At 68.2% G+C, this 22,509-nt stretch carries 18 protein-coding genes and 1 pseudogene; 11 read left to right on the top strand and 8 right to left on the bottom strand.

The window, feature by feature from the left end:
- Window positions 1–10 precede the first annotated feature (10 nt).
- Together ACODR1_RS18080 and ACODR1_RS18075 are read right to left on the bottom strand one after the other, a co-directional pair.
- On the bottom strand, window positions 11–2,110 hold the full coding sequence (locus tag ACODR1_RS18080; RefSeq protein WP_488881695.1) for a multicopper oxidase family protein: 2,100 nt from the start codon (window positions 2,108–2,110) through the stop codon (window positions 11–13).
- Window positions 2,111–2,210: 100 nt separating this feature from the next.
- A complete protein-coding gene (locus ACODR1_RS18075; protein WP_488881694.1) occupies window positions 2,211–2,831 on the bottom strand; it encodes a TIGR02466 family protein in 621 nt (206 codons plus the stop codon).
- Window positions 2,832–2,908: 77 nt separating this feature from the next.
- Between ACODR1_RS18075 and ACODR1_RS18070 the strand changes: the two genes are divergently transcribed.
- The 4 genes from ACODR1_RS18070 to ACODR1_RS18055 all read left to right on the top strand — a co-directional run bounded on the left by ACODR1_RS18070 (window position 2,909) and on the right by ACODR1_RS18055 (window position 6,845).
- Entirely contained in the window at window positions 2,909–3,148 is a 240-nt protein-coding gene (locus ACODR1_RS18070; protein WP_488881693.1) for a FitA-like ribbon-helix-helix domain-containing protein, read from the top strand.
- The gene (locus ACODR1_RS18065) at window positions 3,145–3,426 is read left to right on the top strand and encodes a type II toxin-antitoxin system RelE/ParE family toxin (protein WP_488881692.1); all 282 of its coding nucleotides are present in this window, start codon (window positions 3,145–3,147) and stop codon (window positions 3,424–3,426) included. The genes ACODR1_RS18070 and ACODR1_RS18065 overlap by 4 nt, the downstream gene beginning before the upstream one ends.
- Window positions 3,427–3,445: 19 nt before the next feature.
- Window positions 3,446–5,365: an excinuclease ABC subunit UvrC gene (gene uvrC, locus ACODR1_RS18060; RefSeq protein WP_488881751.1), complete on the top strand. Its 1,920-nt coding sequence runs from the start codon at window positions 3,446–3,448 to the stop codon at window positions 5,363–5,365.
- Between the two features lie 139 nt (window positions 5,366–5,504).
- The gene (locus ACODR1_RS18055) at window positions 5,505–6,845 is read left to right on the top strand and encodes a lipocalin-like domain-containing protein (protein WP_488881691.1); all 1,341 of its coding nucleotides are present in this window, start codon (window positions 5,505–5,507) and stop codon (window positions 6,843–6,845) included.
- A 45-nt stretch (window positions 6,846–6,890) separates the two neighbouring features.
- On the opposite strand, the gene ACODR1_RS18050 is transcribed toward ACODR1_RS18055, so the two are convergent.
- From ACODR1_RS18050 to ACODR1_RS18040, 3 genes are all read right to left on the bottom strand, one after another.
- On the bottom strand, window positions 6,891–8,567 hold the full coding sequence (locus tag ACODR1_RS18050; protein WP_488881690.1) for a sensor histidine kinase: 1,677 nt from the start codon (window positions 8,565–8,567) through the stop codon (window positions 6,891–6,893).
- A 159-nt stretch (window positions 8,568–8,726) separates the two neighbouring features.
- Complete coding sequence (locus tag ACODR1_RS18045; RefSeq protein WP_488881689.1) at window positions 8,727–10,004, bottom strand: MFS transporter; 1,278 nt, start codon at window positions 10,002–10,004, stop codon at window positions 8,727–8,729.
- 177 nt (window positions 10,005–10,181) lie between these two features.
- A complete protein-coding gene (locus ACODR1_RS18040; RefSeq protein ID WP_488881688.1) occupies window positions 10,182–10,925 on the bottom strand; it encodes an SDR family NAD(P)-dependent oxidoreductase in 744 nt (247 codons plus the stop codon).
- Between the two features lie 156 nt (window positions 10,926–11,081).
- On the opposite strand from ACODR1_RS18040, the gene ACODR1_RS18035 reads away from it, so the two are divergent.
- From ACODR1_RS18035 to ACODR1_RS18025, 3 genes are all read left to right on the top strand, one after another.
- A complete protein-coding gene (locus ACODR1_RS18035) occupies window positions 11,082–11,750 on the top strand; it encodes a phytanoyl-CoA dioxygenase family protein (protein ID WP_488881687.1) in 669 nt (222 codons plus the stop codon).
- Window positions 11,751–11,820: 70 nt separating this feature from the next.
- Window positions 11,821–12,438, top strand: a complete 618-nt coding sequence (gene pgsA / locus ACODR1_RS18030) for a CDP-diacylglycerol--glycerol-3-phosphate 3-phosphatidyltransferase (RefSeq protein WP_488881686.1) — start codon at window positions 11,821–11,823, stop codon at window positions 12,436–12,438.
- Window positions 12,439–12,509: 71 nt separating this feature from the next.
- Window positions 12,510–13,562, top strand: coding sequence for an alpha/beta hydrolase-fold protein (locus ACODR1_RS18025; RefSeq protein ID WP_488881685.1), 1,053 nt, complete (start codon window positions 12,510–12,512; stop codon window positions 13,560–13,562).
- Between the two features lie 122 nt (window positions 13,563–13,684).
- Here the strand turns inward: ACODR1_RS18025 and ACODR1_RS18020 are convergent, their stop codons facing one another.
- Entirely contained in the window at window positions 13,685–13,831 is a 147-nt protein-coding gene (locus ACODR1_RS18020) for a hypothetical protein (RefSeq protein ID WP_488881684.1), read from the bottom strand.
- 118 nt (window positions 13,832–13,949) lie between these two features.
- Window positions 13,950–14,150, bottom strand: coding sequence for a hypothetical protein (locus tag ACODR1_RS18015; protein WP_488881683.1), 201 nt, complete (start codon window positions 14,148–14,150; stop codon window positions 13,950–13,952).
- Window positions 14,151–14,431: 281 nt separating this feature from the next.
- Here ACODR1_RS18015 and ACODR1_RS18010 point away from each other — a divergent pair, with 281 nt between their 5' ends.
- The 4 genes from ACODR1_RS18010 (at window position 14,432) to rpoD (ending at window position 22,101) form a co-directional block, all read left to right on the top strand.
- Entirely contained in the window at window positions 14,432–14,641 is a 210-nt protein-coding gene (locus tag ACODR1_RS18010) for a cold-shock protein (protein WP_058346787.1), read from the top strand.
- A gap of 152 nt (window positions 14,642–14,793) precedes the next feature.
- Window positions 14,794–15,990, top strand: coding sequence for a patatin-like phospholipase family protein (locus ACODR1_RS18005; protein WP_488881682.1), 1,197 nt, complete (start codon window positions 14,794–14,796; stop codon window positions 15,988–15,990).
- Between the two features lie 146 nt (window positions 15,991–16,136).
- Window positions 16,137–19,430, top strand: a complete 3,294-nt coding sequence (carB, locus tag ACODR1_RS18000; protein ID WP_488881681.1) for a carbamoyl-phosphate synthase large subunit — start codon at window positions 16,137–16,139, stop codon at window positions 19,428–19,430.
- Between the two features lie 712 nt (window positions 19,431–20,142).
- Window positions 20,143–22,101, top strand: coding sequence for an RNA polymerase sigma factor RpoD (gene rpoD / locus ACODR1_RS17995; protein WP_488881680.1), 1,959 nt, complete (start codon window positions 20,143–20,145; stop codon window positions 22,099–22,101).
- A gap of 83 nt (window positions 22,102–22,184) precedes the next feature.
- Here the strand turns inward: rpoD and ACODR1_RS17990 are convergent.
- A pseudogene (locus ACODR1_RS17990) lies at window positions 22,185–22,509 on the bottom strand (hypothetical protein); the annotation flags it as partial.

Genomic DNA, 22,509 nt, shown 5'->3' with positions numbered 1-22,509 from the left:
TGGCAGGTCGTCAGTGGTGGCCGTGGGACACGCCGCCGGCGCCGTCGGGCAGCACGATCTGGACGTTCTGCATCATGCCCTGGTCCTCGTGGTCGAGGATGTGGCAGTGCAGGACGTACTCGCCGATGTAGCGCTGGTAGCGGGTCCGGACGATCAGGGTGTAGGGCAGGTAGGGACCGCTGTCGGTCTTCTGCACGCTCTTGACCCACAGGGTGTCCTTCCACGCGCCCTTCAGGCCCGGATACTGCGGGTCGGGCGGACCGGGGCCGAAGTCGTCGACCGCGCCGGGCGCGCTGACGTCCTTGCCGGTCGGATCCAGGATCTTGACGATCTGGAACGGGTTCACGTGGATGTGGAACGGGTGGCTGACGAACTCCGAACGCAGCTCCCACTCCTGGGCCGTGCCCAGCACCAGGGTGCGGTCGACGCGGTCGGGGGCGTAGGGACGCGGCGCATAGTCCTGCGAGCCCACCTCGAACTGCACCGGCATGTTGGTGTTCTGGCCGGGAATGGCGATGTTGAAGAGCACCTTCTCGGTCTCCGAGCCCTTGATCTCGGCCTCGGTGATCGTCGGGTGCGGCACGAAGCGGGTCAGCTTCAGGCCGTTGCGCAGGTCGGCGACGACGCTGGCGCGCACGTCCGGCGGCATCTGCACGTTGGCCGCGGCCACCAGCTCGTTGGTGACGAAGGCCGGGATGTCCTTGACCTCCTGGCCCGGCGCGACGCTGACCTTGCCCAAGAGGCGCGTGCCGACCGCGATGCTGTTGACCGTGGCGCTGGGCGCGGTGTCGGCGTCGAGCATGCAGTAGTTGCCCGCCTTGGGGAAAACCACCAGCAGGTCGTTGCGATAGCCCGGCTGCAGGGTGACCACCGTGGCCTTGCGGGCCTGGGCGTCGGTCAGGCCATCGTCGGCGACCACATAGAAGGGCACGGGCTCGCCGATGCAGTAGGTCTTCTGGAAGGCCGGGCCGTCGGCCGCCGCCAGACGCTCCATGGCCGCGGGGCCGCCCTCGGCCATCTTCACGAACTGCAGCGAGATGGTGTCGCGCACGCCGGCGTGGATCATCCGCCAGCGGGCCAGCTCGCCCTGCTTGGCCGGCAGGGTGGCCAGCACCTGGCCGTTGATACTGGTGTAGCGGCCCGACTGCCCCCAGCTGCCCGGGCCGAAGCCGTTGCCGTTGGCGTCGCTGTAGAACTCGATCACCCCGGTGTCGCCCGGATCGCAGACCCACTCGACCACGTTGCCCTTGGCGTCGGTCTTGACCTTGATGTTCCCGTCCTTGCCAAGGCACGCGTACTGGATCTGCTGGAACACCAGCAGCTTTTCCGGGATCGGAACCCCGTTCTTGTAGAGCAGGGTGTCGAGATCGCCGTTGGTCGCCAGGGTCGGCTTGCGGTCGCCCTTGATGACCAGGGCCCCGGCCATGCCGCTGGAGACCTGCAGCGCCGTCGAGCCGTGGCGGTGGGTGTGGTACCAGAAGGTGCCGGCCGGATGGTCGCGGGGGATATTGTATTCGTATTCGAACTTCACCCCGGGATTGATCGACAGCAGCACGTTGTCGCTGTTGCCGGTGGGGCTGACCCACAGGCCGTGGCTGTGCAGGTTGGTGCCGTTGTAGCAGTGCGGCACGTTGATCAGCCAGTTGGGGTCGGTGCAGCTGGGGTCGGCTGGCAGCCTGTTGTCCAGCGCCACCCGCACCGTCTCGCCCGGCCGCGTCAGGATCGTCGGGGCCACATAGGGCGTGGTCGGCGAGACGTCGGTGCCGTTGTAGCTACGCAGGTGGACCTTGTCGTAGCGACCGTTGGCGGGATTGTAGAGCCGCCCGTCGGTGTAGACGATGTTCAGCGCCAGGCGCTTGTCGGCGGTGATCGCCGCCGTCGACGGCGGGATGACATAGCTCTTGTCGCCCGAGGCCGTGCCGGTGATGGCCAGCAGGCTGGTCGTCGCCTTCTGGGCCGTCTCCTCGAGCGGCGCGCCCAGGACGCGGGGATTGTCGACGATCCGGTCCTGCGCCAGGGCAGGCCCCGCCTGCACGGCGACTGCGGCCAGAGCCGCCCCCACCGCCAACATCACGCGCCTATCACGCGCGCGCCAACCAGCACCGCTCATCGCAGCCTCCCCGAACAACGTTCCCCGAGGCTATATACTACCTAAGCGATACTACAGGTGAAGGCTAAATTTTTGTGATCTTTCGCACACGCAGCAGGGCTCAACGCCAGGCGTAGTTGAAGCTGATGCTGATCCGCTGCTCCTCGGCCTGGTTGGGTGTCACCTCGTGGCGCAGCCAGCTCTCCCACATCAGGATCGTGCCCGGCGCGGGCTGGACGTAGACGAACGGCTGCAGGCTCTCGGGCGCGTCTTCCTGGCGGGTCGGCGCGGCCATCATCATCGGCAGCCGCGGATCCTCGAACTTCAGCGCCGAGGCGCCGTCCGGAATGGTGACGTAGACCGTACCGGAGATCACGCTGTGCGGATGGATGTGGCCGGTGTGCTGGCCGCCCGGGTCCAGGATGTTGATCCAGAAGCTGTCCATCACCAGCTTGCCGCCGGCCAGGTCGAAGCGCAGGTCCTTGGCGAAGGCCGTCGCGTGCTTGTCGAGCTTCTTCTTCAGCTCGGCGAACAGGCTGTCGCGTTGGGCCAGGTCGTCCAGCGAGGCGTAGGAGGTATAGCCCAGATAGCCCTTGCGCTCGGCCCAGGCCTGGCCGGCCTCGTCGTCCTCGGCCACGGCGATGCAGGCGTCGTGCAGGTCGTCGATGAAGGTGTCGAACCCCTTCTCGCCGGCGAGGCTGACTTCATAGAGCGGGGTGACGAAGAGCGAACGGGTGGTCATGGGGCGGGGTCATACAGCCCTGGGCGATTGACGACAAACGGCGATTGGAACATCATGGCAACATGGCTGATGGCGGAATGACCGTGGAGATCGACGAAGCGCTCGCCGAGAGCCTGCGGGCTCGCGCGGAAGCAGCTGGCCGATCCGTTGAGGACTATGTTCGCCATCGCCTTGAGGAGGACGATGCCGCGATCTGGTCCGAGGTCGACGCCATCTGCGACGCCGCCGTTGCGGAAGACGGCGGTATACCGCTCGACGAGCTTGGCGACTGGATGAACGGCTGGGGCAAGCCTGACGGACCACCGCCGCCAAGATGAAACCTGTCCAGGTTTCGCCTCGCGCCTACAGCGACATTCGATACTTGGAGCTCTGGCTTGCCGGGCGCGCGCCAATGGCTGCCTTAAGAGTCGGCCCTGCGCTGTTCGCGGCGATGAAATCTTTGGAAGAGCTTCCAGAGCGCGGCAGAAAGGCGGCCGGATTTCGAGGTCGCGAACTCTTCGTCCCGTTCGGCTCCCGAGGTTACATCATCCGCTACCGCGTCGAGCCGGACCGCATCATCATCGCGACGGTTCATCACAGCCTCGAACGTCGCTGACTCCGCCGGACTCGCCTATATCTGCCTCGTGACCGACACCACCGCCGACATCCCCTCCCCCTCCGAACCGCCGAAGCTCGCCGGCGCCGCCCTGATCAAGGACGAGGTCACGCGCCTGCCCGACGCGCCTGGCGTCTACCGGATGATCGGCGACGCAGGCGAGGTGCTGTACGTCGGCAAGGCTAAGAGCCTGAAGAAGCGCGTGGTGCAGTACGCGCAAGGTCGCTTCCATACCAACCGCATCGCCCACATGGTCGACGCCACGCGGTCCATGGAGTTTGTCACCACCCGCACCGAAGCCGACGCCCTGCTGCTCGAGATCAATCTGATCAAGCAGCTGAAGCCGCGCTTCAACGTGCTGCTGCGCGACGACAAGAGTTTCCCCGAGATCCTCATCCGCCGCGACCACGACGCCGCCCAGCTTCGCAAGCACCGCGGCGCCCATACGACCAAGGGCGACTATTTCGGACCTTTCGCCAGCGCCTGGGCGGTGAACCGCACGCTCAACACCCTGCAGAAGGCGTTTCTTCTCCGCTCGTGCAGCGACAGCGTCTACGAGACGCGCGACCGGCCCTGCATGCTGCACCAGATCAAGCGCTGCGCCGCCCCCTGCACCGGCCTGATCAGCCTGGAGGACTACGGCGCCCTGGTCGACCAGGCCGAGGCTTTCCTGCGGGGCAAGTCCCGCGCGGTCATGGCGTCGATGGCCAAGCAGATGGAAGAGGCCGCCGAAGAGCTGGAGTTCGAGCGCGCCGCCAGGCTGCGCGACCGCATCCGCGCCCTGGCCGCCGTCGCCCAGGAAAGCCAGATCAACCCCGAGACCGTGGAAGAGGCCGACGTCGTCGCCCTGCACGTCGAGGGCGGCCAGGCCTGCGTGCAGGTGTTCTTCTTCCGCGCCGGCCAGAATTGGGGCAACCACGCCTACTTCCCTCGCATCACCGGCGCGGCCGAGGACGAGGAGGAAGGCGTCACCGAGGAGCAGCGGGTCATCACCGCGTTCCTGGGCCAGTTCTACGACGACAAGCCGATCCCGCGTCTGATCCTGGCCAATGTCCAGCCGGCCGACGCCGATCTCCTGAGCGAGGCCTTCGCGCTGAAGAGCGGCCGCAAGGTCGAGATCGCCGTGCCCAAGCGCGGCGAAAAGGCCGACCTGGTCGGCCACGCCCTGACCAACGCCCGCGAGGCCTTGGGCCGCCGCATGGCCGAGGGCAGCGCCCAGACCAAGCTGCTGGCCGGCGTCGCCGAGGCCTTCAAGCTGGACGCCCCGCCTGAGCGTATCGAGGTCTACGACAACAGCCACATCCAGGGCACGAACGCCGTGGGCGGCATGATCGTGGCGGGCCCCGAAGGCTTCATGAAGGGCCAGTACCGCAAGTTCAACATCAAGAGCACCGAGCTCACGCCCGGCGACGACTACGGCATGATGAAGGAGGTGCTGAAGCGCCGCTTCTCCCGCCTGGTCAAGGAAGAGGAAGAAGGCGACGACGCCAACCGCCCCGACCTCGTGCTGGTCGACGGCGGCAAGGGCCAGCTGGACGCGGCGCTGGAGATCATGGCCGACCTGGGTGTCGACGACATCACGGTCATCGGCGTCGCCAAGGGCCCCGACCGTGACGCCGGGCTGGAGCGGTTCTTCATTCCCGGCCAGACGCCGTTCATGCTCGAGCCCAAGTCGCCGGTGCTCTACTACCTGCAGCGCCTGCGCGACGAGGCCCACCGCTTCGCCATCGGCGCCCACCGCACCCGCCGCAGCATGGACCTGAAGAAGAACCCGCTCGACGAGATCGAGGGCGTGGGTCCGGGCCGCAAGAAGGCCCTGCTGCACGCCTTCGGCTCGGCCAAGGGCGTCGGCCGGGCCAGCATCGAGGACCTGGTCAAGGTCGACGGCGTCAGCCAGGCCCTGGCCGAACGCATCCACGCCTTCTTCCGCAAGGGCTGACCCCCCTACCCAAAACGGGCCGGCGCGATTGACAACATCGGTCGCCGAACGCAACCTCAGGCCGCTCTGGAAAAGCATTCAACCTGCCACGTGGCGCGACTAACGCGCCGCGCCGGAGCCGTTTGGGGGAAACACCGACATGACCATTCTGCCGTTCCTGCGGGGCCGCGGCTTCGCGCGCCCGCTCGCCCAGGCGTGCGCCGACACTGACGCGCCGCAGCCGATCCCGCGCGAGCTGTCTGTGATCCGCCTGCCGGCCGACCACTACCTGCACCGCGACGCCCCCACCGAGTGGTGGTGGCACATCGGCACGCTGAAGGCCGGCGACCGGGTGTTCGGCTTCGAGATCAACGCCGCCTCGTTCCAGGGCCGGGGCTTCGGCTTCTCGCAGATCATGCTGACCGACGTCGCCACTCAGAAGCACTACCAGCGCACCACCACCTTCACCCCGCCTGCCGGCTACGACCCGGCGACCTGGGCCGAGCACGACGTCAATCGCGACTGGCGCGTGCGCCTGGGCGACCCCAACAGCCGGCTGACGGCGATCAAGGTGACCAATCCTGGCTCAGGCTACGATCCCATCGCCACCACGGTCACCGTGACCGGCGGCGGCGGCTCGCAGGCCATCGCCTGGCCGCTGATCGACCCGACCACCGGCGCCATCCTGTCGATCCAGCTGACCAATCCGGGCCGCGGCTACACCTCGCCGCCGCACATCGTCATCAACGGCAAGGGCTCGGGCGCCGCCGCCGAGGCCGTGCACACCTTCATCACCATGGACGCGGCCTGGGGCGATCCGACCCAGAACATGGCCGTCGTCACCAAGCTGACCGACGACGCCACCGACACCGAGATCGTCTTCGACCTGACCATGTCGCAGAAGGGCGCGCCGTTCGTGGTCTGGGGCACCGGCGTGACCCAGATCCTGCCGCCGGCCAGCGGCTCGCACCTGCAGACCGGCAACTACTACTATTCGCTGACCAACATCGCCGCATCGGGCACGATCACCATCGACGGCGAGATCTTCGAGGTCGAGGGCAAGACCTGGATGGACCACGAGTACGGCTTCTTCGGCACCGCCCAGAACCCGGTGAAGTGGATCCTGCAGAACGCCCAACTCGACAACGGCTGGTCGCTGTCGAACCACTACGTGCTGGCCGGCGGCAACCAGCGGCCCAATCCCGGCGAGCCGGTCGTCTGCGAGGTCACCCTGCAGGACCCGGAAGGCCAGATGTACGTCGTGCCCGGCGTCATGACCGCCGAGCGCCCGTGGACCAGCCCGGCCTCCGGCGTGGTCTACTATCTCGACTACCAGCTCGACATCGCCGGCTTCGACGCGGTGCTGAACTTCAAGGCCCTGCTGGCCGACCAGGAGTTCCCGCTGCCGACCGGCTCGATCTACGAGGGGATCGCCTCGGCCGAGGGCAGCTTCCAGGGCAAGCCGGCCAGCGGAACCGGCTGGATCGAGCAGGCGCTCTGAGGCTAACCTCGCCGCGGAGGGCGAAGGTCCTCCGCGGGCCCTTTTCTAGAAGTCGTTGCTCCAGCGCTGCACCGAGGCCAGCGGCAGCCAGGCCTCGAACACCAGGCCGTCGGGGTGGAAGTCGAAGCGCGAGCGGCCCTTCAGCTCGCGCTGGGTCAGGTTCTCGATCAGCCGCGCGCCGAAGCCGAACCGTTCGGGCTCGCTGACCGCCGGGCCGCCGCGCTCGCTCCAGGTCAGGCGCAGCTGCCGGGCGTCCTGGTCGAGGCTCCAGCGCAGGCTCACCCGTCCCTCGGGCGCCGACAGCGCGCCGTACTTGGCGCTGTTGGTGGCCAGCTCGTGCAGCACCATCGACAGCGACACCGCCACGTGCGGGCTCAGCGCCACCTTGGGCCCCGAGGCGTCGATGCCCTCGCCGTGCGCCTTGACGCAGATCGCCGCCACGTCGGTCAGGTCGGCCTCGTTCCAGCCGGTGCGGGTCAGCAGGTCGTGGGCCGCCGAGAACGCCACCAGCCGCTCGGTGAAGATCCGCACCTGGTCGGCGTCGAGCTTGGCGAAGGTCTGGCGGGCCAGCGACTGCACGGTGGCCAGGTTGTTCTTCACCCGGTGGTTCAGCTCGTTGATCATCACCGCCTGGCGCGCCTCGCGGGCCTCCAGTTCGTGGGAGGCGGCGACCAGGGCCTCGCGCACCACGGCGATCTCGGCCAAGCCGCCGCGCTTGTTCGGGTCCAGCGGCCGCCCCTCGCCGATCGCGCCGGCGTCCTCGACCAGCCCCACGACCTCGCGGTTGATGCGATTGGCCAGGAACAGCGCCATGCCCACGCCCAGCAGCAGCAAAAGCGGGAAGATCGCCGCCGTCCCCCAGGCCGCCGCCACCCCCACCTTGGCGACGTCGGCGCGGGGGATGGCCACCACCAGCGTCCAGCCGGTGCGCGGCGAGCGGCTGTAGGCCACGCGGGTCTTCACGTTGTCGAGCGACACGCTCTTGCTGATCCCCTCGTTGGAGCGGGCCAGGTTGCGGGTCATGTCCGGCGAGGCGCTGGCCCCGGTAAAGCGCTCGTTGCGCACCGAGCGGGCGATCACCTTGCGCTGGTTGTCGAGGATGGTGGCCACCCAGCTCTCGGGCGCGCGCTGCTGTCGGAACACCGAGGTGAAGCTGGCCGCCTCGACCACGTAGGACACGACATAGGCCTGCCCCTTGATGTCGACCGGCGCGCCGACGGTGATCACGTGGCGCTGGGCCAGGGCGCCCATGCGCAGGTCCGACACCTGGGTGCGGCCGGCCGCGCGGGCGGCGACCATGTAGGCCGGCGGCGGGGTCTTGGGCAGGGCCGCGCCCCAGGGCGCCAGGGTGTTGACCACCTGCTGGCCGTCGGCGGCGGTCACGGCCACCCAGCCGGGCCGGTTGCCGGTGGCCCGCTTGGCCCGGATGTAGAAGTTCTTCCAGTCGCCGTTCAGCAGCGCCTGGTCGGTGGCCAGGGTCTCGGCCACCGCAACACCCTCGGCCACCTGCCGGTCGACCGCGCCCGACAGCGCCCGCGCGGTGGCCAGCAGCTGCTCTTCCAGCTGGTCGCGGTTCTGGCGGTTGGAGCGCTCAAGCAGCAGGGCCGTGGCGGCCAGCGCCGGCACCAGCAGGCTGACGGTCAGCAGCACCAGCAGGCCGCGGACCGAACTGCGCAGGCCCCGGTGTGATCCGGCCGGGGTCTCGGAAGGGGTGGACGCCATGGGCGGATTTACGCGGCGGCGGCCAGGAGGTTGCCGAAAGCCCCTTGGATCGCGCCGTTCGTCAGCCCCGCCATGCCCATGCTCCCCTGCCCGGATGACGCGACCTTACGCGATGCGTCAGCCCTGTCACCCGGTAAGAAACCATCGTTATCGCCAGCCTTACGCGTCGGTGCGCGTCTTCAGCAGCACCAGGGCCACGAAGCTGATCGCCGCGGCGACCGCCAGGTAGATCCCGACCGGAACCAGCCCGCCCTGCGCCGCCAGGAAGGTGGCCGCCATCGGCGTCAGGCCGCCGCCGATGATGCCGCCGATGTTGAAGGCCATCGAGGCGCCGGTGTAGCGCACCCGGGCCGGGAACAGCTCGGGCAGCCACGAGCCCAGCGGGCCGTAGACGAAACCCATGGCGAACAGGGCCAGCGACAGGAAGGCGCAGATCAGGGCCAGCGAGCCGGCGCCCATCATCACCGGCAGCAGCACGCCGGCGCCCACGGTCATGGCGCAGCCGGCCATCAGCACCCGGCGCGGCGTCGTGGCGTCCGACCAGTAGCCCGAGGCGACGATGCCGCCGGCCATGAACAGGATGGCGAACAACTGCACGCCCAGGAACAGCTGGCGGTCGTAGCCCAGGGTCTTGGCGCCGTAGCCCAGCGCGAAGGCCGTGCTCAGGTAGAACAGCGCAAAGCAGCAGACCACCGCGAAGGTGCCGCCCAGCGTCTCCTTCCAGTGCAGGCGCAGCAGCTCGGCCAGCGGCACGGCCGGCGGCGGCTCGTGGGCCAGGGCCGCGGCGAAGGCCGGGGTCTCGGTCAGCTTCAGCCGCACCCACAGGCCAAGGCCCACCAGCACGGCGCTGGCCAGGAACGGCAGGCGCCAGCCCCAGGCCATGAACTGTTCGGGGCTCAGCAGCAGGCCAAGGATCAGGAACAGGCCGTTGGCGGCGATGAAGCCCACCGGCGCGCCCAGTTGCGGGAACATGCCAAAGCGCGCCTTCCAGCCGGGAGGGGCGTTCTCGACGGCCAGCAGCGCCGCCCCGCCCCACTCGCCGCCCAGGCCGAAGCCCTGGCCGAACCGCAGCACGCACAGCAGCGCCGGCGCCAGCCATCCGGCCATCTGGTAGGTCGGCAGGAAGGCGATCAGCAGGGTCGAGCCGCCCATCAGCATCAGCGACGCCACCAGGGTCGACTTGCGGCCGATGCGGTCGCCGAAATGGCCGAAGGCGATCGCCCCCACCGGCCGGGCGAAGAACGCCACCGCCAGGCTGGCGTAGGAGGCCAGGAGCTGCATCGAGGCCGAATGCGACGGGAAGAACAGCGGCCCGAACACCAGCGAGGCGGCCGTGGCGTAGATGTAGAAGTCGTAAAACTCCACCGCCGTGCCCACCAGGCTGGCCATCAGCACGCGGCGGGAAGAATTGCTGGTCGGTGCGGCGCTGGCGGTCATGGCGTCCTCGGAAACTTGACCACGGCTTGGCTGCGCCCGTCCGCCACGTCAACCATCCGAGAGAAGAAAATCACCCGACCCAAACGGGAAATTCGCGCGAACCAATGTGTTTTCTTCGCGCGAGCCTCATTTCAAGGAAGAGGATTGCCCCGCCGCACGAACGGCGGGGCCGGTCCGTCAGCGGGCCGAGAAGCCGCCGTCCACCAGGTGATAGCTGCCGGTGATGAACGAGGCGCGGTCCGACAGCAGGAAGCAGGTCAGGGCCGACACCTCCTCGGGGCGACCCAGGCGCCCGGCCGGATGCAGGCCGATCAGGCCGGCGCGCGCCTCGTCGGTCATTTCCGAATGGATCAGCGGCGTCTCGATGAAGCCGGGGCCCACGGCGTTGATGCGCACGCCCTGCGGAGCGTACTCGATGGCCGCCGTCTTGGTCATGCCGACCACCGCGTGCTTGGACGCAACATAGGCGCCCGAACCGGCCCAGCCGTGCGTGCCCAGGATAGAGGCCATGTTGACGATCGAACCGCCGCCGGCCGCCAGCATGGCCGGGATCTCGTACTTCATCGAATAGAGCACGCTGTTCATGTCGACATCGACCACGCGCTTCCACTGGTCGAGCGGATAGTCGGCCGTGGGCAGGTTGGGCCCGCCGATGCCGGCGTTGTTCACCGCCAGGTGCAGGGCGCCGTAGGTGTCGACCGCGAACTTGACCATGGCCTCGACCTGGGCGGGGTCGGCCACGTCCACCTTGAAGGCGCTGGCCGAGCCGACTTCCTTCGCCAGCTTTTCGGCGGCGTCGAGGTTGAAGTCGGCGATCACCACCTTGGCGCCGCCGGCCGCCAGTTCGCGCACCACCGCCTCGCCGATGCCCGAGGCGCCGCCGGTGACCAGGGCGACCTTGTTCGCGAATTCCGTGCTCATGAGGCTCTACTCCACTTGGTGTTACACTATGCGCCCCGCATCCTATCTGGGACCGCCCGGTCCCCAGCGCCACCACCGCCGCCGCCCATTTTTCCCGCGACGCCTTACGTGTCCGTCGCCCTTGCGAGCCCTGGGGTTGAGTTCTACGCAATCTCGATGTGCACCGCTTTGACGCCGACCAAGGTCGGCTCGCTGGCCGCGGATCAGGCCGCCCTTCTCGACCACGACGGCTATCTCCTGCTGCGCGGCGCCGTGCCCGAGGCCTGGCGCGACCCTCTGCGCGCGGCCTTCGAGGCGGGCGTCGGCGGCGGCGAGCAGTGGGCCGCACCCAAGGCGCCCGGCTGGCGCCACGCCCAGGTCGACCTGGATCCCACAGTGCGCGAGACCTGCCGCCTGCCGGCTCTGCTGGCGGTCGCCGGACAAATGCTGGGCGGCCCCTTCTTCCTGGCCCAGGTCGAGGGCCGCGAACCCTTGCCGGACGGCGGCCACCAGCCCCTGCACCGAGACGGCGCGGGCCTGCGCGCCGTCTCGGCCATGATCTTTCTCGACGACTACGGCCCGGCCAACGGCGCCACCCGCGTGGTCCCCCGGCCGCTCGACCAAGGCGATCCGGACGAAACCCTGTCCCAGACCCTGGCGGGCGAGGCGGGCGACATCCTGGTGTTCGACGCCGACCTGCTGCACGGGGCCACCCGCAACGTGTCCGGCGCCCGGCGGCGCTCGCTGCTGCTGAACTTCCTGCCCGAAGGCGATCGGGCGGCCGAAGACGTCTATCGCGCCATCCGCGACGTGCGCATGGACAACGGCGAGGTCTTCACCCCGTAAGGAAACCGGCTTGGCCACAACCGCGCATGCGCCATAGCCCTCTGGCGCGCTCATGCGTTAGAACGGCGCCATGAAAGCCCTGCCCAACATCCTGACCTCCGCCCGTCTGGTCATCGCTCTCTTCATGTTCGTGGCCCTGGCCGCCGCCGCCGGCGGCGTGCCGTGGCTCAGCGAACGCCTGACGGGCGACCAGCAGTTCTCGCTGCAACGCTGGGCGTTCTGGGCCTTCGCCATCGCTGCGATCACCGACTTCTTCGACGGCTGGCTGGCCCGCAAGCTCGACGCGGTCAGCATCTGGGGCGCGATTCTCGATCCGATCGGCGACAAGATCCTGGTCTGCGGCGCCCTCCTGGGCCTGATGGCGCTGGGCCCCAACCCTCTGGTCATCCTGCCCGCCGGCCTGATCCTGTTCCGCGAATTCGCCGTCAGCGCCCTGCGCGAGGTCGGCGCCGGCAAGGGGATCAAGCTGCCCGTCACCCTGCTGGCCAAGTGGAAGACCACCCTGCAACTGGTGGCCATCGGCGGCGAACTGGTCGTGGTCTCCTGGGGCGCTTTCAACCTGCCGCAGGACCCGGCGATCATCGAGCCGGTTTCCTGGACGGTCCACGGCCTGCTCGGCGTCGCCGCCATCGTCACCCTGATCACCGGCGCCCAATACTGGGAAGCCGCCCGCAAGGCGCTGACCTGAGCGTCGCCGCAAATCCGACACACGCATAGGGCGACCATCGCCCTCCCAACACCTGCGACGGGGGCGGTGCGATGCGTGGCGTACTGTGGTCGTGCGTTGTGTTCCTGCTGGCGCTCGCGCCCCTGGCGGCGCGGGCCGAGGGGCGGCTGGTGGATTTCGAGATCGCCTCCAGGCGCTTCGACGGCGCCAAGGTCGAGATCTCGCCGATCCGAAAGGTCGTCGCCTACCTGCCCGACGGCTACGAGGCGGGATCGCGGCGCTATCCGGTCGTCTACTTCCTGCCCAACCTGTTCGACGGCCATCGCGCGATCTTCGACCGCGACGGCGCCAAGGCCGTGCTCGACCGGGCGATCGCCGACCGAACGGTCCCGCCGCTGATCCTGGTCAGCGCCGACTTTTCCACCCCGGCCGGCAGTTCGTTCTACGCGACCTCGCCGGTGACCGGCGACTGGACGGGCTTTCTGGCCAAGGACCTGGTGGCCGCCGTCGACGGCCGGTTCCGCACCCTGCCCGCCCCCGCCTCGCGCGGCCTGCTGGGCGACCGGATGGGCGGCTATGGCGCGATCCGCACGGTCATGGTCGCGCCGGGCGTGTTCGGTTCGGTCTACGCCCTGCATCCGGTGGGCACGGGCGTCGGGCTGCAAACCATGAACTCGCGGCCCAACTTCGAGCGGCTGGCCGCGGCCAGATCGCTGGACGATCTCGGCGACGATGGCTTCTCCCGGGTGTTCCTGGGGATGTACCAGGCTTTCCTGCCCAATCGCGACAAGCCCCCGCTCTATGCCGACCTGCCCGCCAGCGGCCGGGGCGAGAGCCTGGCCACCGATCCGGTGCTGACGGCCAAACTGCAGAACGCCTTCCTGCTCGACCGCCTGCTGCCGGCCCATGCGGCGGACCTGAAAAGCCTGCGCGGCCTGATGTTCGACTGGGGCCGCTTCGACGGCAACGCCGACCACGTGGTCGCCAACCGCACCTTCGCCGGCCTGCTGGAAGAGTTCGGCGTGCCCAACGAGGCCGAGGAGTATCGCGGCTGGTGGGGCGAACGGCACTGGACGCGCGACGGCCGCGTCGAAACCCGCGCCCTGCCGTTCTTCGCGCGAACGCTGGCGTTCGAGCCGGGGTAACCCCCTCAGTCGCTTCGCGACAGCTCCCCCAGAGGGGGAGCATCTTTAAGGAAGCGCCGGCGCCAATAGATCCTCCCCCTCTGAGGGAGGTGGCCCGGAGGGCCGGAGGGGGATCCGCCGCCCTACTCGCCCGCGATGATCTCGCCCTCGTCGTCCTCCTCGGAGGGTCCGTACATCAGCCACTCGCTGTCGGGCCGGTCTTCACCGCCGGCCCGCTCGGCCTGCATCATCAGGGCCAGCCAGCGTGTCCCCGTCATCCGCAACACCATGATCGCCTCCAGGACTCAAGGTCGTTATTGAGAGTGACTCGCAATATCGAACCGATCAAGGCGATTTCGATGCTTAAGGTTCCTCCTTTGGAAGCGCGCGGCGGCCGCGCCATGGGCCTTAGAAGCGCGTGGTCGCCGCGCGACGGGCCAGCAGCACCCGCTCACGACGGCGCGAGGCCTCGCGTTCCAGATGCGGCGCAACCTCGGCCGCCCGCCGGCGTTCCTCCGGCGTTCCGCTGACGTCGAGGCGGCGCACGTTGCTCAGCAATTGCGCCAGCTCCGAGTCCTTGAGGCTCGGAATGCGATCGATCAGCGTCATGGTCTCGCTCCATCCAAATTCAGCGACGTCGATAACCACAACGCTCAAAGTGCTTCGAAGGTGACGCTTCGCCCTCAAAAAATAAAATATCGATGTTCCGCTTGCTATTCGCGCCTCGACCTTCTAGAAGACGATCATCGAATTCGCTGCCGCTCGATCCGCTATTCCATGCTTCTTTCAGAAAGAAGCCTCGGGCCAGCCCTCCGACCTCCAACGAAATTGATCGCCTTTCGGCACGCTGCCGCGAGGCGCCCTACACTATGATCTAAAGGACTACCCCAATGGCTATCGGCACCGTGAAATGGTTCAACGGCACCAAGGGCTTCGGCTTCATCCAGCCTGAAGACGGCGGCAACGACGTCTTCGTGCACATCTCGGCCGTCGAACGCGCCGGCATGACCTCGCTGAACGAAGGCCAGAAGGTCAGCTACGAGCTCGAGCAAGACCGCCGCAGCGGCAAGGTCTCGGCCGGCCAGCTGCAGTCGGCCTAAAAGGCCCCGCTGCACAAGCGATCCGCGAACGGGCCGGCCCAGCGCCGGCCCGTTTTGCGTTCCGGCGTTCGATTTTGAACAATCGCGCCATTGAGTGGACGCGAGCCCGCGCCACGCCTAGGTTCGCGCCGTTCGAACACCGCCGGCTCCTCATGCGTCCGATCCGCCTTGCCCTCGCCGCCCTCGCCCTGATGACCCTGGCCGCCTGCGGCTCGGTATCGCGCGACGCTTTCAAGGCCAGCGACCTGGCCGGACCGCCGCCGTCGGGCCTGTCGGACATCCGCTTCAACGCCAGCGACGGCGCCGCCGGCATCCGCTTCGCCGACGCCGCCCGCAACCGCGCCCGCCACCAGCAGACCTTCGACGTCCTGGCCCTCTCCGGCGGCGGCTCCAACGGCGCCTATGGCGCGGGCGTCATCACCGGCTGGACCAAGACCGGCGAGCGGCCCGAGTTCGACATCGTCACCGGCGTCTCGACCGGCGCACTGACCGCCCCCTTCGCCTTCCTCGGCCCCACCTGGGACGCGCGCCTGGCCGAGGTCTACACCGGCGACGCCGCCGACCGGATCCTGCAGCCGCGCGGCCTCGGCGTCCTCTTCCATCCCAGCTTCTACGACAGCCGCGCGCTGAGCGGCCTGGTCGACAAGTACGCCGACGCCAACATGATGCAGGCCATCGCCGCCGAGCACGCCCGCGGCCGCCGCCTGCTGATCGCCACCACCAATCTCGACACCGAGGAGACGGTGATCTGGGACATGGGCGCCATCGCCACCAAGGGCGACGAGGCCTCGCGCGAGCTGTTCCGCGACGTGCTGGTCGCCTCGGCCAGCATTCCCGGCGTCTTCCCGCCCGCCCTGATCCAGGTCGAGGGCCACGGCCGGCGGCTGTCGGAGATGCATGTCGACGGCGGGGTGACCATCCCGTTCTTCGTCGCCCCCGAGTCGCTCCTGCTGTGGACCGCCGATCGCGGCACGGCCAAGCCGGGCCGGATCTTCGTCGTCGTCAACGGCCAGGTCGGCGGCGTCTTCGGCTTCACCAAGGGCGGGGCCCTGTCGATCGTCGGCCGCTCGTGGCAGACCATGAGCAAGGCCCTGATCCGCACGCATCTGGCCGCCAGCGCCAGCTTCGCCCAGCGCAACGGCGGACAGCTGTTCTACAGCGCCATTCCCGACGCCGCCGAGGCCGACACCTCGGGCCTCGACTTCGCCGCAGGCAACCGCAAGGCGCTCTACCGCATGGGCTACGACCGCGCCGTCGCCGGCTGGGCCTGGAGCCTGGCGGCCGCTCCCGCAGAGGCCCCGCCAAGTCCCGGGGTCGTCCCCGCGCCGCCGGCCAAGAGCGGACGCTAAGCCACACCGCTAACAGCGCTTTTCCAGACTCCCCGACTCTGGGGTTGCGCCCGCCTGACTCCGTCTCTAAAGGGGCGGCTTAACCTGCAAGATGGTCGACAGCGGGCGCGCGGATGTGCGCGACCGTGTCTTTGCGCGAGTTAGCCATGCCCAAGAGAACCGACCTTTCCTCGATCCTGATCATCGGCGCCGGCCCGATCGTCATCGGTCAGGCCTGCGAGTTCGACTATTCGGGCGTGCAAGCGTGCAAGGCCCTGCGCGCCGAGGGCTACCGGATCATTCTGGTCAACTCGAACCCGGCCACGATCATGACCGATCCGGACGTGGCGGATGCGACCTACATCGAGCCGATCACCCCCGACATGGTCGCCAAGATCATCGAGAAGGAGCGCCCCGACGCCCTCCTCCCGACCATGGGCGGCCAGACCGCGCTGAACACCGCCCTCGCCCTCGAGGAAGCCGGCGTCCTGAAGAAGTTCGGCGTCGAGATGATCGGCGCCAAGGCCGAGGTCATCGACAAGGCCGAGGACCGCCAGAAGTTCCGCGACGCCATGGACAAGCTGGGCCTCGAGAGCCCGCGCTCCAAGGCCGCACACACCATGGACGAAGCCATGGAAGGCCTGGATTTCGTCGGCCTGCCGGCGATCATCCGTCCGTCCTTCACCCTGGCCGGCACCGGCGGCGGCATCGCCTACAACCTCGAAGAGTTCAAGGAGATCGTCGAGCGCGGCCTCGACCTGTCGCCGACCACCGAGGTGCTCATCGAAGAGAGCGTCCTGGGCTGGAAGGAATACGAGATGGAAGTGGTCCGCGACACCGCGGACAACTGCATCATCGTCTGCTCGATCGAGAACATCGACCCGATGGGCGTCCACACCGGCGACAGCATCACCGTCGCCCCGGCCCTGACCCTGACGGACAAGGAATACCAGTGGATGCGCGCGGCCTCGATCGCCGTGCTGCGCGAGATCGGCGTCGAGACCGGCGGTTCGAACGTCCAGTTCGCCCTGAACCCGGCCGACGGCCGCATGGTCGTCATCGAGATGAATCCGCGCGTGTCGCGCTCGTCGGCCCTGGCGTCCAAGGCCACCGGCTTCCCGATCGCCAAGGTCGCCGCGCGCCTGGCCGTCGGCTACACGCTGGACGAACTGCAGAACGACATCACCGGCGGCGCCACCCCGGCCTCGTTCGAACCGTCGATCGACTACGTCGTCACCAAGATCCCGCGCTTCGCCTTCGAGAAGTACCCGGGCAGCGAGCCCCTGCTGACCACGGCCATGAAGTCGGTCGGCGAAGTGATGGCCATCGGCCGCACCTTCAAGGAAAGCGTGCAGAAGGCCCTGCGCGGCCTGGAAACCGGTCTCGCCGGCTTCGACGAAGTCGAGATCCACGGCGCCGATGACCCCGACACCGGCAAGGCCGCCGTCGTCCGCGCCCTGGGCGTGCCGACGCCGGACCGCCTGCGCGTCATCGCCCAGGCCTTCCGCCACGGCCTGACCGTGGAAGAGGTCAACGCCGCGTGCTCCTACGAGCCGTGGTTCCTGCGCCAGATCGCCGAGATCGTCCGCCAGGAAGGCCTGGTCCGCGCCGGCGGCCTGCCAAAGACCGCCCAAGGCTTCCGCGAGCTGAAGGCCCAGGGCTTCTCCGACGCGCGCCTGGCCAAGCTGACCAACGGAACCGAGAAGGCCGTCCGCGCCGCTCGCCAGGCCCTGAACGTGCGCCCGGTGTTCAAGCGCATCGACAGCTGCGCCGGCGAGTTCCTGGCCTCGACGCCCTACATGTATTCGACCTACGAGTTCGGCGCCCTGGGCCAGGTTCCCGAGTGCGAAAGCGAGCCGTCGGGCGCCAAGAAGGCCGTGATCCTGGGCGGCGGTCCCAACCGCATCGGCCAGGGCATCGAGTTCGACTACTGCTGCTGCCACGCCGCCTTCGCGCTCGACCAGATCGGCGTGGAGTCGATCATGGTCAACTGCAATCCCGAGACCGTCTCGACCGACTACGACACCTCCGACCGCCTCTACTTCGAGCCGCTGACGGCCGAGGACGTGCTGGAACTGCTGCATGTCGAGATGAGCAACGGCGAGCTGGCCGGCGTCATCGTCCAGTTCGGCGGCCAGACCCCGCTGAAGCTGGCCCACGCCCTGGAAGAGGCCGGCGTGCCGATCCTGGGCACCAGCCCCGACGCCATCGACCTGGCCGAAGACCGCGAGCGCTTCCAGCAACTGCTGAACGGCCTCGACATCGCCCAGCCGGAAAACGCCATCGCCCGCAGCTGGGACGAGGCCCGCGCCGAAGGCGACAAGATCGGCTTCCCGTTCGTGATGCGTCCGTCCTACGTGCTGGGCGGCCGGGGCATGGAGATCATCCGTGATCACGAGGCCATGGAGCGCTACATCGCCGGCGCCGGCGAGATTTCGCTCGAGCACCCGATCCTGCTCGACCACTATCTGAGCCGCGCCACCGAGGTGGACGTCGACGCCCTGTGCGACGGCGAGAGCGTGTTCGTGGCCGGCGTGCTGGAGCACATCGAGGAAGCCGGCGTCCACTCGGGCGACTCGGCCTGCTCGATGCCGCCCTTCTCGCTGAAGGCCGAAACCGTCGAGGAACTGAAGCGCCAGACGGTGCAGATGGCCCTGGCGCTGAACGTGCGCGGCCTGATGAACGTGCAGTTCGCCATCGAGGAGCCGCACTCGGACGCCCCGCGCATCTACGTGCTGGAAGTGAACCCGCGCGCCTCGCGCACCGTGCCGTTCGTGGCCAAGACCATCGGTCAGCCGGTGGCCGCCATCGCCGCCAAGCTGATGGCCGGCGCCAAGCTTGCCGAGTTCGGCTTGAAGGACGAGCCCTACGACCACATCGCGGTCAAGGAAGCCGTCTTCCCGTTCGCCCGCTTCGCCGGCGTCGACACGGTGCTTGGCCCGGAAATGCGCTCGACCGGCGAGGTCATGGGCCTCGACTGGATCCGTGAAGGCGAAACGGGCCTGGGCCCGGCCTTCGCCCGCGCCTTCGCCAAGAGCCAGCTGGGCGGCGGCGTGAAGCTGCCGACCTCGGGCACCGCGTTCGTGTCGGTCAAGGAAAGCGACCGTCCGTGGATCGTCGAGCCGGTGAAGCTGCTGCAAGCGGCCGGCTTCAAGGTGATCTCCACCGTCGGCACCCGCGGCTACCTCGCCGAGCAGGGCGTCGAGGTCGAACTGGTCAAGAAGGTGCTGGAAGGCCGTCCCAACATCGTCGACGTTATGAAGAACGGCGGCGTGCAGCTGGTGTTCAACACCACCGAAGGCAAGCAGGCCCTGGAAGACAGCTTCGACATCCGCCGCACGGCGCTGATGATGAAGGTGCCCTACTACACCACCTCGGCCGGCGCCCTCGCCGCCGCCCAGGCCATCGCCGGCGCCCCGGCCGAGTCCCTCGACGTGCGCCCGCTGCAAAGCTACGCGTAAGGCCAAGGCCTCGTCCTCGATACGCAAGAAGCCGCCCGGAGCGATCCGGGCGGCTTTTTCGTAGCGCCTGGGAGGGTAAAGGGCCGGGCGCCCAAGATCCTCCCCCTCTGGGGGAGGTGGCCCGGAGGGCCGGAGGGGGACGTTCTCAGCCGCCGCAACGCCGGAAAGTCATCCCCCCCACCGATCGCTGACGCGATCGCCGCCCCCACAGGGGGAGGTTCCATTTGGCCTGACGCCGCCCCCGAAACCTAAAGAAACCGCGCTTCCCGCCTGTCGCCATCTTGACACAGGCGTCACCCACGGCCATTTGCCGACTCAAGGATTTGCCACGCAGCTGATTTGACATCGATCGGGCCGCCAACGCACAGCGCGCGCCCTCTTTGAAACAGGATGTCATCCTCGCCGCGCCAGGTCCCAGCGGTCGCCGATCGAAAGATCGACGTTCATGAACGCCGCGCTCGAAGCCGCCACCCTCCGCCCTTTTTGTGCGGAGCGTTACCCCGTGGCCTTTCGTGCGTTAGTTCACAGAACGTCGAAAATTTTTTCGCCGATCCTGCTGGACGCTTGGAGCGCCTGCGCAGCGGGGTCCTAACCCTTGAGGAAGCAGTCGACGGCCCGAACTCGCGAGGATCCGCGGAAGGCCGGCGACATGTTGAGGCATTCTCGGCCCGCCCCCGCCACGAAGGGGTCGGCGCCGATTTCGGAGAGCTTGATGAGCAACAATTCCACGGCCGAGACCGAAGCGCCCGAAGCCACCGGTGGTGATGGTCCGCTCCTCGACCTGACCGACGCCGGCGTAAAGAAGTTCATCAAACAGGCGAAAGCCCGCGGCTACGTCACGATGGATGAGCTGAACAAGGTGCTGCCTTCGGAAGAAGTCAGCCCTGACGCCATCGAAGACACGCTGGCCATGCTCAGCGAGATGGGCGTCAATGTCGTCGAGGCCGAAGAAGACGCCGAGAACGCCGAGGGCGGCGAGGTCGCCACCCGCGACGAGAACACCACGGTCATCACCAGCGACAAGCCGGCCGCCTACGACCGCACCGACGACCCCGTGCGCATGTACCTGCGCGAAATGGGCTCGGTCGAGTTGCTGAGCCGCGAGGGCGAAATCGCCATCGCCAAGCGTATCGAGGCCGGTCGCGACACAATGATCCGCGGCCTGTGCGAAAGCGCCCTGACCTTCGAAGCCATCATGGTGTGGCGCGAGGAACTCTCGACCGGCCGCATCCTGCTGCGTGAAGTCATCGACCTGGAAGGCACCTACGCGGCCATCAACGGCGGCGCGGCCCAGCCTGCCGCCGAGGATGACGACGGCGAACCGGCCGAGCCGGTCGACCAGGAAGCCGGTGAGGCCAAGCCCGAGGGCGAAGGCGAGGACGACGACGACTTCGACGACGGCGCCGGTCCCACGGTCAGCGCCATGGAAGGCGAACTGCGCGAAGGCGTCATGGCCATCCTCGACGCCATCGCCAGCGAGTTCGAGACCTTCCGCAAGCTGCAAGACAAGCTGGTCGGCAGCCGCCTGAAGGGCACGGATCTGTCGGACGCCGATCGCAAGGCCTACGAGGGCCTGTCGGCGACGATCATCCAGCACCTGAAGACGCTGAAGCTGAACAACAACCGCATCGAGGCTCTGGTCGAGCAGCTCTATGCGATCAACAAGCGCCTGATCGGCCTGGAAGGCCGCCTGCTGCGCCTGGCCGACAGCTACGGCATCAGCCGCGGCGAGTTCCTCAAGGCCTATTTCGGCTCCGAACTGAACCCCACCTGGGTCGACCAGGTGAAGGGTATGGGCGTGCGCTGGACCAAGTTCGTCGAGAACGACACCAGCTCGGTCAGCGACATCCGCCAGGAGATCGCGGCCCTGGCCACCGAGACCGGCGTGCCGATCGACGACTACCGCCGCATCGTCCAGACCGTGCAGAAGGGCGAGCGCGAGGCCCGTCAGGCCAAGAAGGAGATGGTCGAGGCCAACCTGCGCCTCGTGATCTCGATCGCCAAGAAATACACCAACCGCGGCCTGCAGTTCCTGGACCTGATCCAGGAAGGCAACATCGGCCTGATGAAGGCCGTCGACAAGTTCGAGTACCGCCGCGGCTATAAGTTCTCGACCTACGCCACCTGGTGGATCCGCCAGGCCATCACCCGCTCGATCGCCGACCAGGCGCGGACCATCCGCATCCCGGTGCACATGATCGAGACGATCAACAAGATCGTCCGCACCAGCCGCCAGATGCTGCACGAGATCGGCCGCGAGCCGACCCCGGAAGAGCTGGCCGAAAAGCTGGCCATGCCACTGGAGAAGGTGCGCAAGGTCCTGAAGATCGCCAAGGAGCCGATCTCGCTCGAAACGCCGATCGGCGACGAGGAAGACAGCCACCTGGGCGACTTCATCGAGGACAAGAACGCGGTCCTGCCGATCGACGCGGCCATCCAGTCGAACCTGCGGGAAACCACCACCCGCGTGCTCGCCTCGCTGACCCCGCGTGAAGAGCGCGTGCTGCGCATGCGCTTCGGCATCGGCATGAACACCGACCACACGCTGGAAGAAGTCGGCCAGCAGTTCTCGGTCACCCGCGAACGCATCCGCCAGATCGAAGCCAAGGCCCTGCGCAAGCTCAAGCACCCGAGCCGCTCGCGCAAGCTGCGCAGCTTCCTCGACAGCTGATCGGCCCCAAGGCCAGACAAGACGAAGGCGGCGCCCGCGAGGACGCCGCCTTTTTCTTTGGGCCCGCTGAAGAGCGGAGCCGCCTAGTTGTTGCCGGTCTTGACGTCGGCCGAGCCGGCGCCATTGGCCGAACCCGAGACGCCGCTGCGCGAGGCCGAACCCGACAGGCCCAGCGAACCCGACTGGCCGGCGCCGCCCTTGCTGGTCGAGGCGCTGGGCGAGCCCGAACCATTGGCCGAGCCCGAGGCGCCGTCGCGGCTGACCGAACCGCCGCCGGTCAGGGCGCCGTCGCCGGTCGCATTGGTCGAGGCGGCTGCGTCGCGGGCCGAGCCGGCGGCGTTGCGGGCGACGCCTGTGGCGCGACCGGCCGCGCCCGTGGCCCGGTCACGCGCCGAGCCGGCGGCGCCC

The organism is Caulobacter sp. FG7 (assembly GCF_057808875.1).
Note: the sequence above shows the minus strand (reverse complement) of the source record. Positions and strands in the feature narration are given on the sequence as shown.

Coding starts and splice junctions, on each gene's coding strand:
- pgsA (WP_488881686.1), top strand. CDS start 11,821: ATGAAAGCCCTGCCCAACATCCTGACCTCCGCCCGTCTGGTCATCGCT.
- ACODR1_RS18025 (WP_488881685.1), top strand. CDS start 12,510: ATGCGTGGCGTACTGTGGTCGTGCGTTGTGTTCCTGCTGGCGCTCGCG.
- ACODR1_RS18080 (WP_488881695.1), bottom strand. CDS start 2,110: ATGAGCGGTGCTGGTTGGCGCGCGCGTGATAGGCGCGTGATGTTGGCG.
- ACODR1_RS18035 (WP_488881687.1), top strand. CDS start 11,082: ATGTGCACCGCTTTGACGCCGACCAAGGTCGGCTCGCTGGCCGCGGAT.
- ACODR1_RS18055 (WP_488881691.1), top strand. CDS start 5,505: ATGACCATTCTGCCGTTCCTGCGGGGCCGCGGCTTCGCGCGCCCGCTC.
- carB (WP_488881681.1), top strand. CDS start 16,137: ATGCCCAAGAGAACCGACCTTTCCTCGATCCTGATCATCGGCGCCGGC.
- ACODR1_RS18050 (WP_488881690.1), bottom strand. CDS start 8,567: ATGGCGTCCACCCCTTCCGAGACCCCGGCCGGATCACACCGGGGCCTG.
- ACODR1_RS18015 (WP_488881683.1), bottom strand. CDS start 14,150: ATGACGCTGATCGATCGCATTCCGAGCCTCAAGGACTCGGAGCTGGCG.
- ACODR1_RS18010 (WP_058346787.1), top strand. CDS start 14,432: ATGGCTATCGGCACCGTGAAATGGTTCAACGGCACCAAGGGCTTCGGC.
- ACODR1_RS18040 (WP_488881688.1), bottom strand. CDS start 10,925: ATGAGCACGGAATTCGCGAACAAGGTCGCCCTGGTCACCGGCGGCGCC.
- ACODR1_RS18045 (WP_488881689.1), bottom strand. CDS start 10,004: ATGACCGCCAGCGCCGCACCGACCAGCAATTCTTCCCGCCGCGTGCTG.
- ACODR1_RS18005 (WP_488881682.1), top strand. CDS start 14,794: ATGCGTCCGATCCGCCTTGCCCTCGCCGCCCTCGCCCTGATGACCCTG.
- ACODR1_RS18065 (WP_488881692.1), top strand. CDS start 3,145: ATGAAACCTGTCCAGGTTTCGCCTCGCGCCTACAGCGACATTCGATAC.
- ACODR1_RS18075 (WP_488881694.1), bottom strand. CDS start 2,831: ATGACCACCCGTTCGCTCTTCGTCACCCCGCTCTATGAAGTCAGCCTC.
- rpoD (WP_488881680.1), top strand. CDS start 20,143: ATGAGCAACAATTCCACGGCCGAGACCGAAGCGCCCGAAGCCACCGGT.
- ACODR1_RS18070 (WP_488881693.1), top strand. CDS start 2,909: ATGACCGTGGAGATCGACGAAGCGCTCGCCGAGAGCCTGCGGGCTCGC.
- ACODR1_RS18020 (WP_488881684.1), bottom strand. CDS start 13,831: ATGGTGTTGCGGATGACGGGGACACGCTGGCTGGCCCTGATGATGCAG.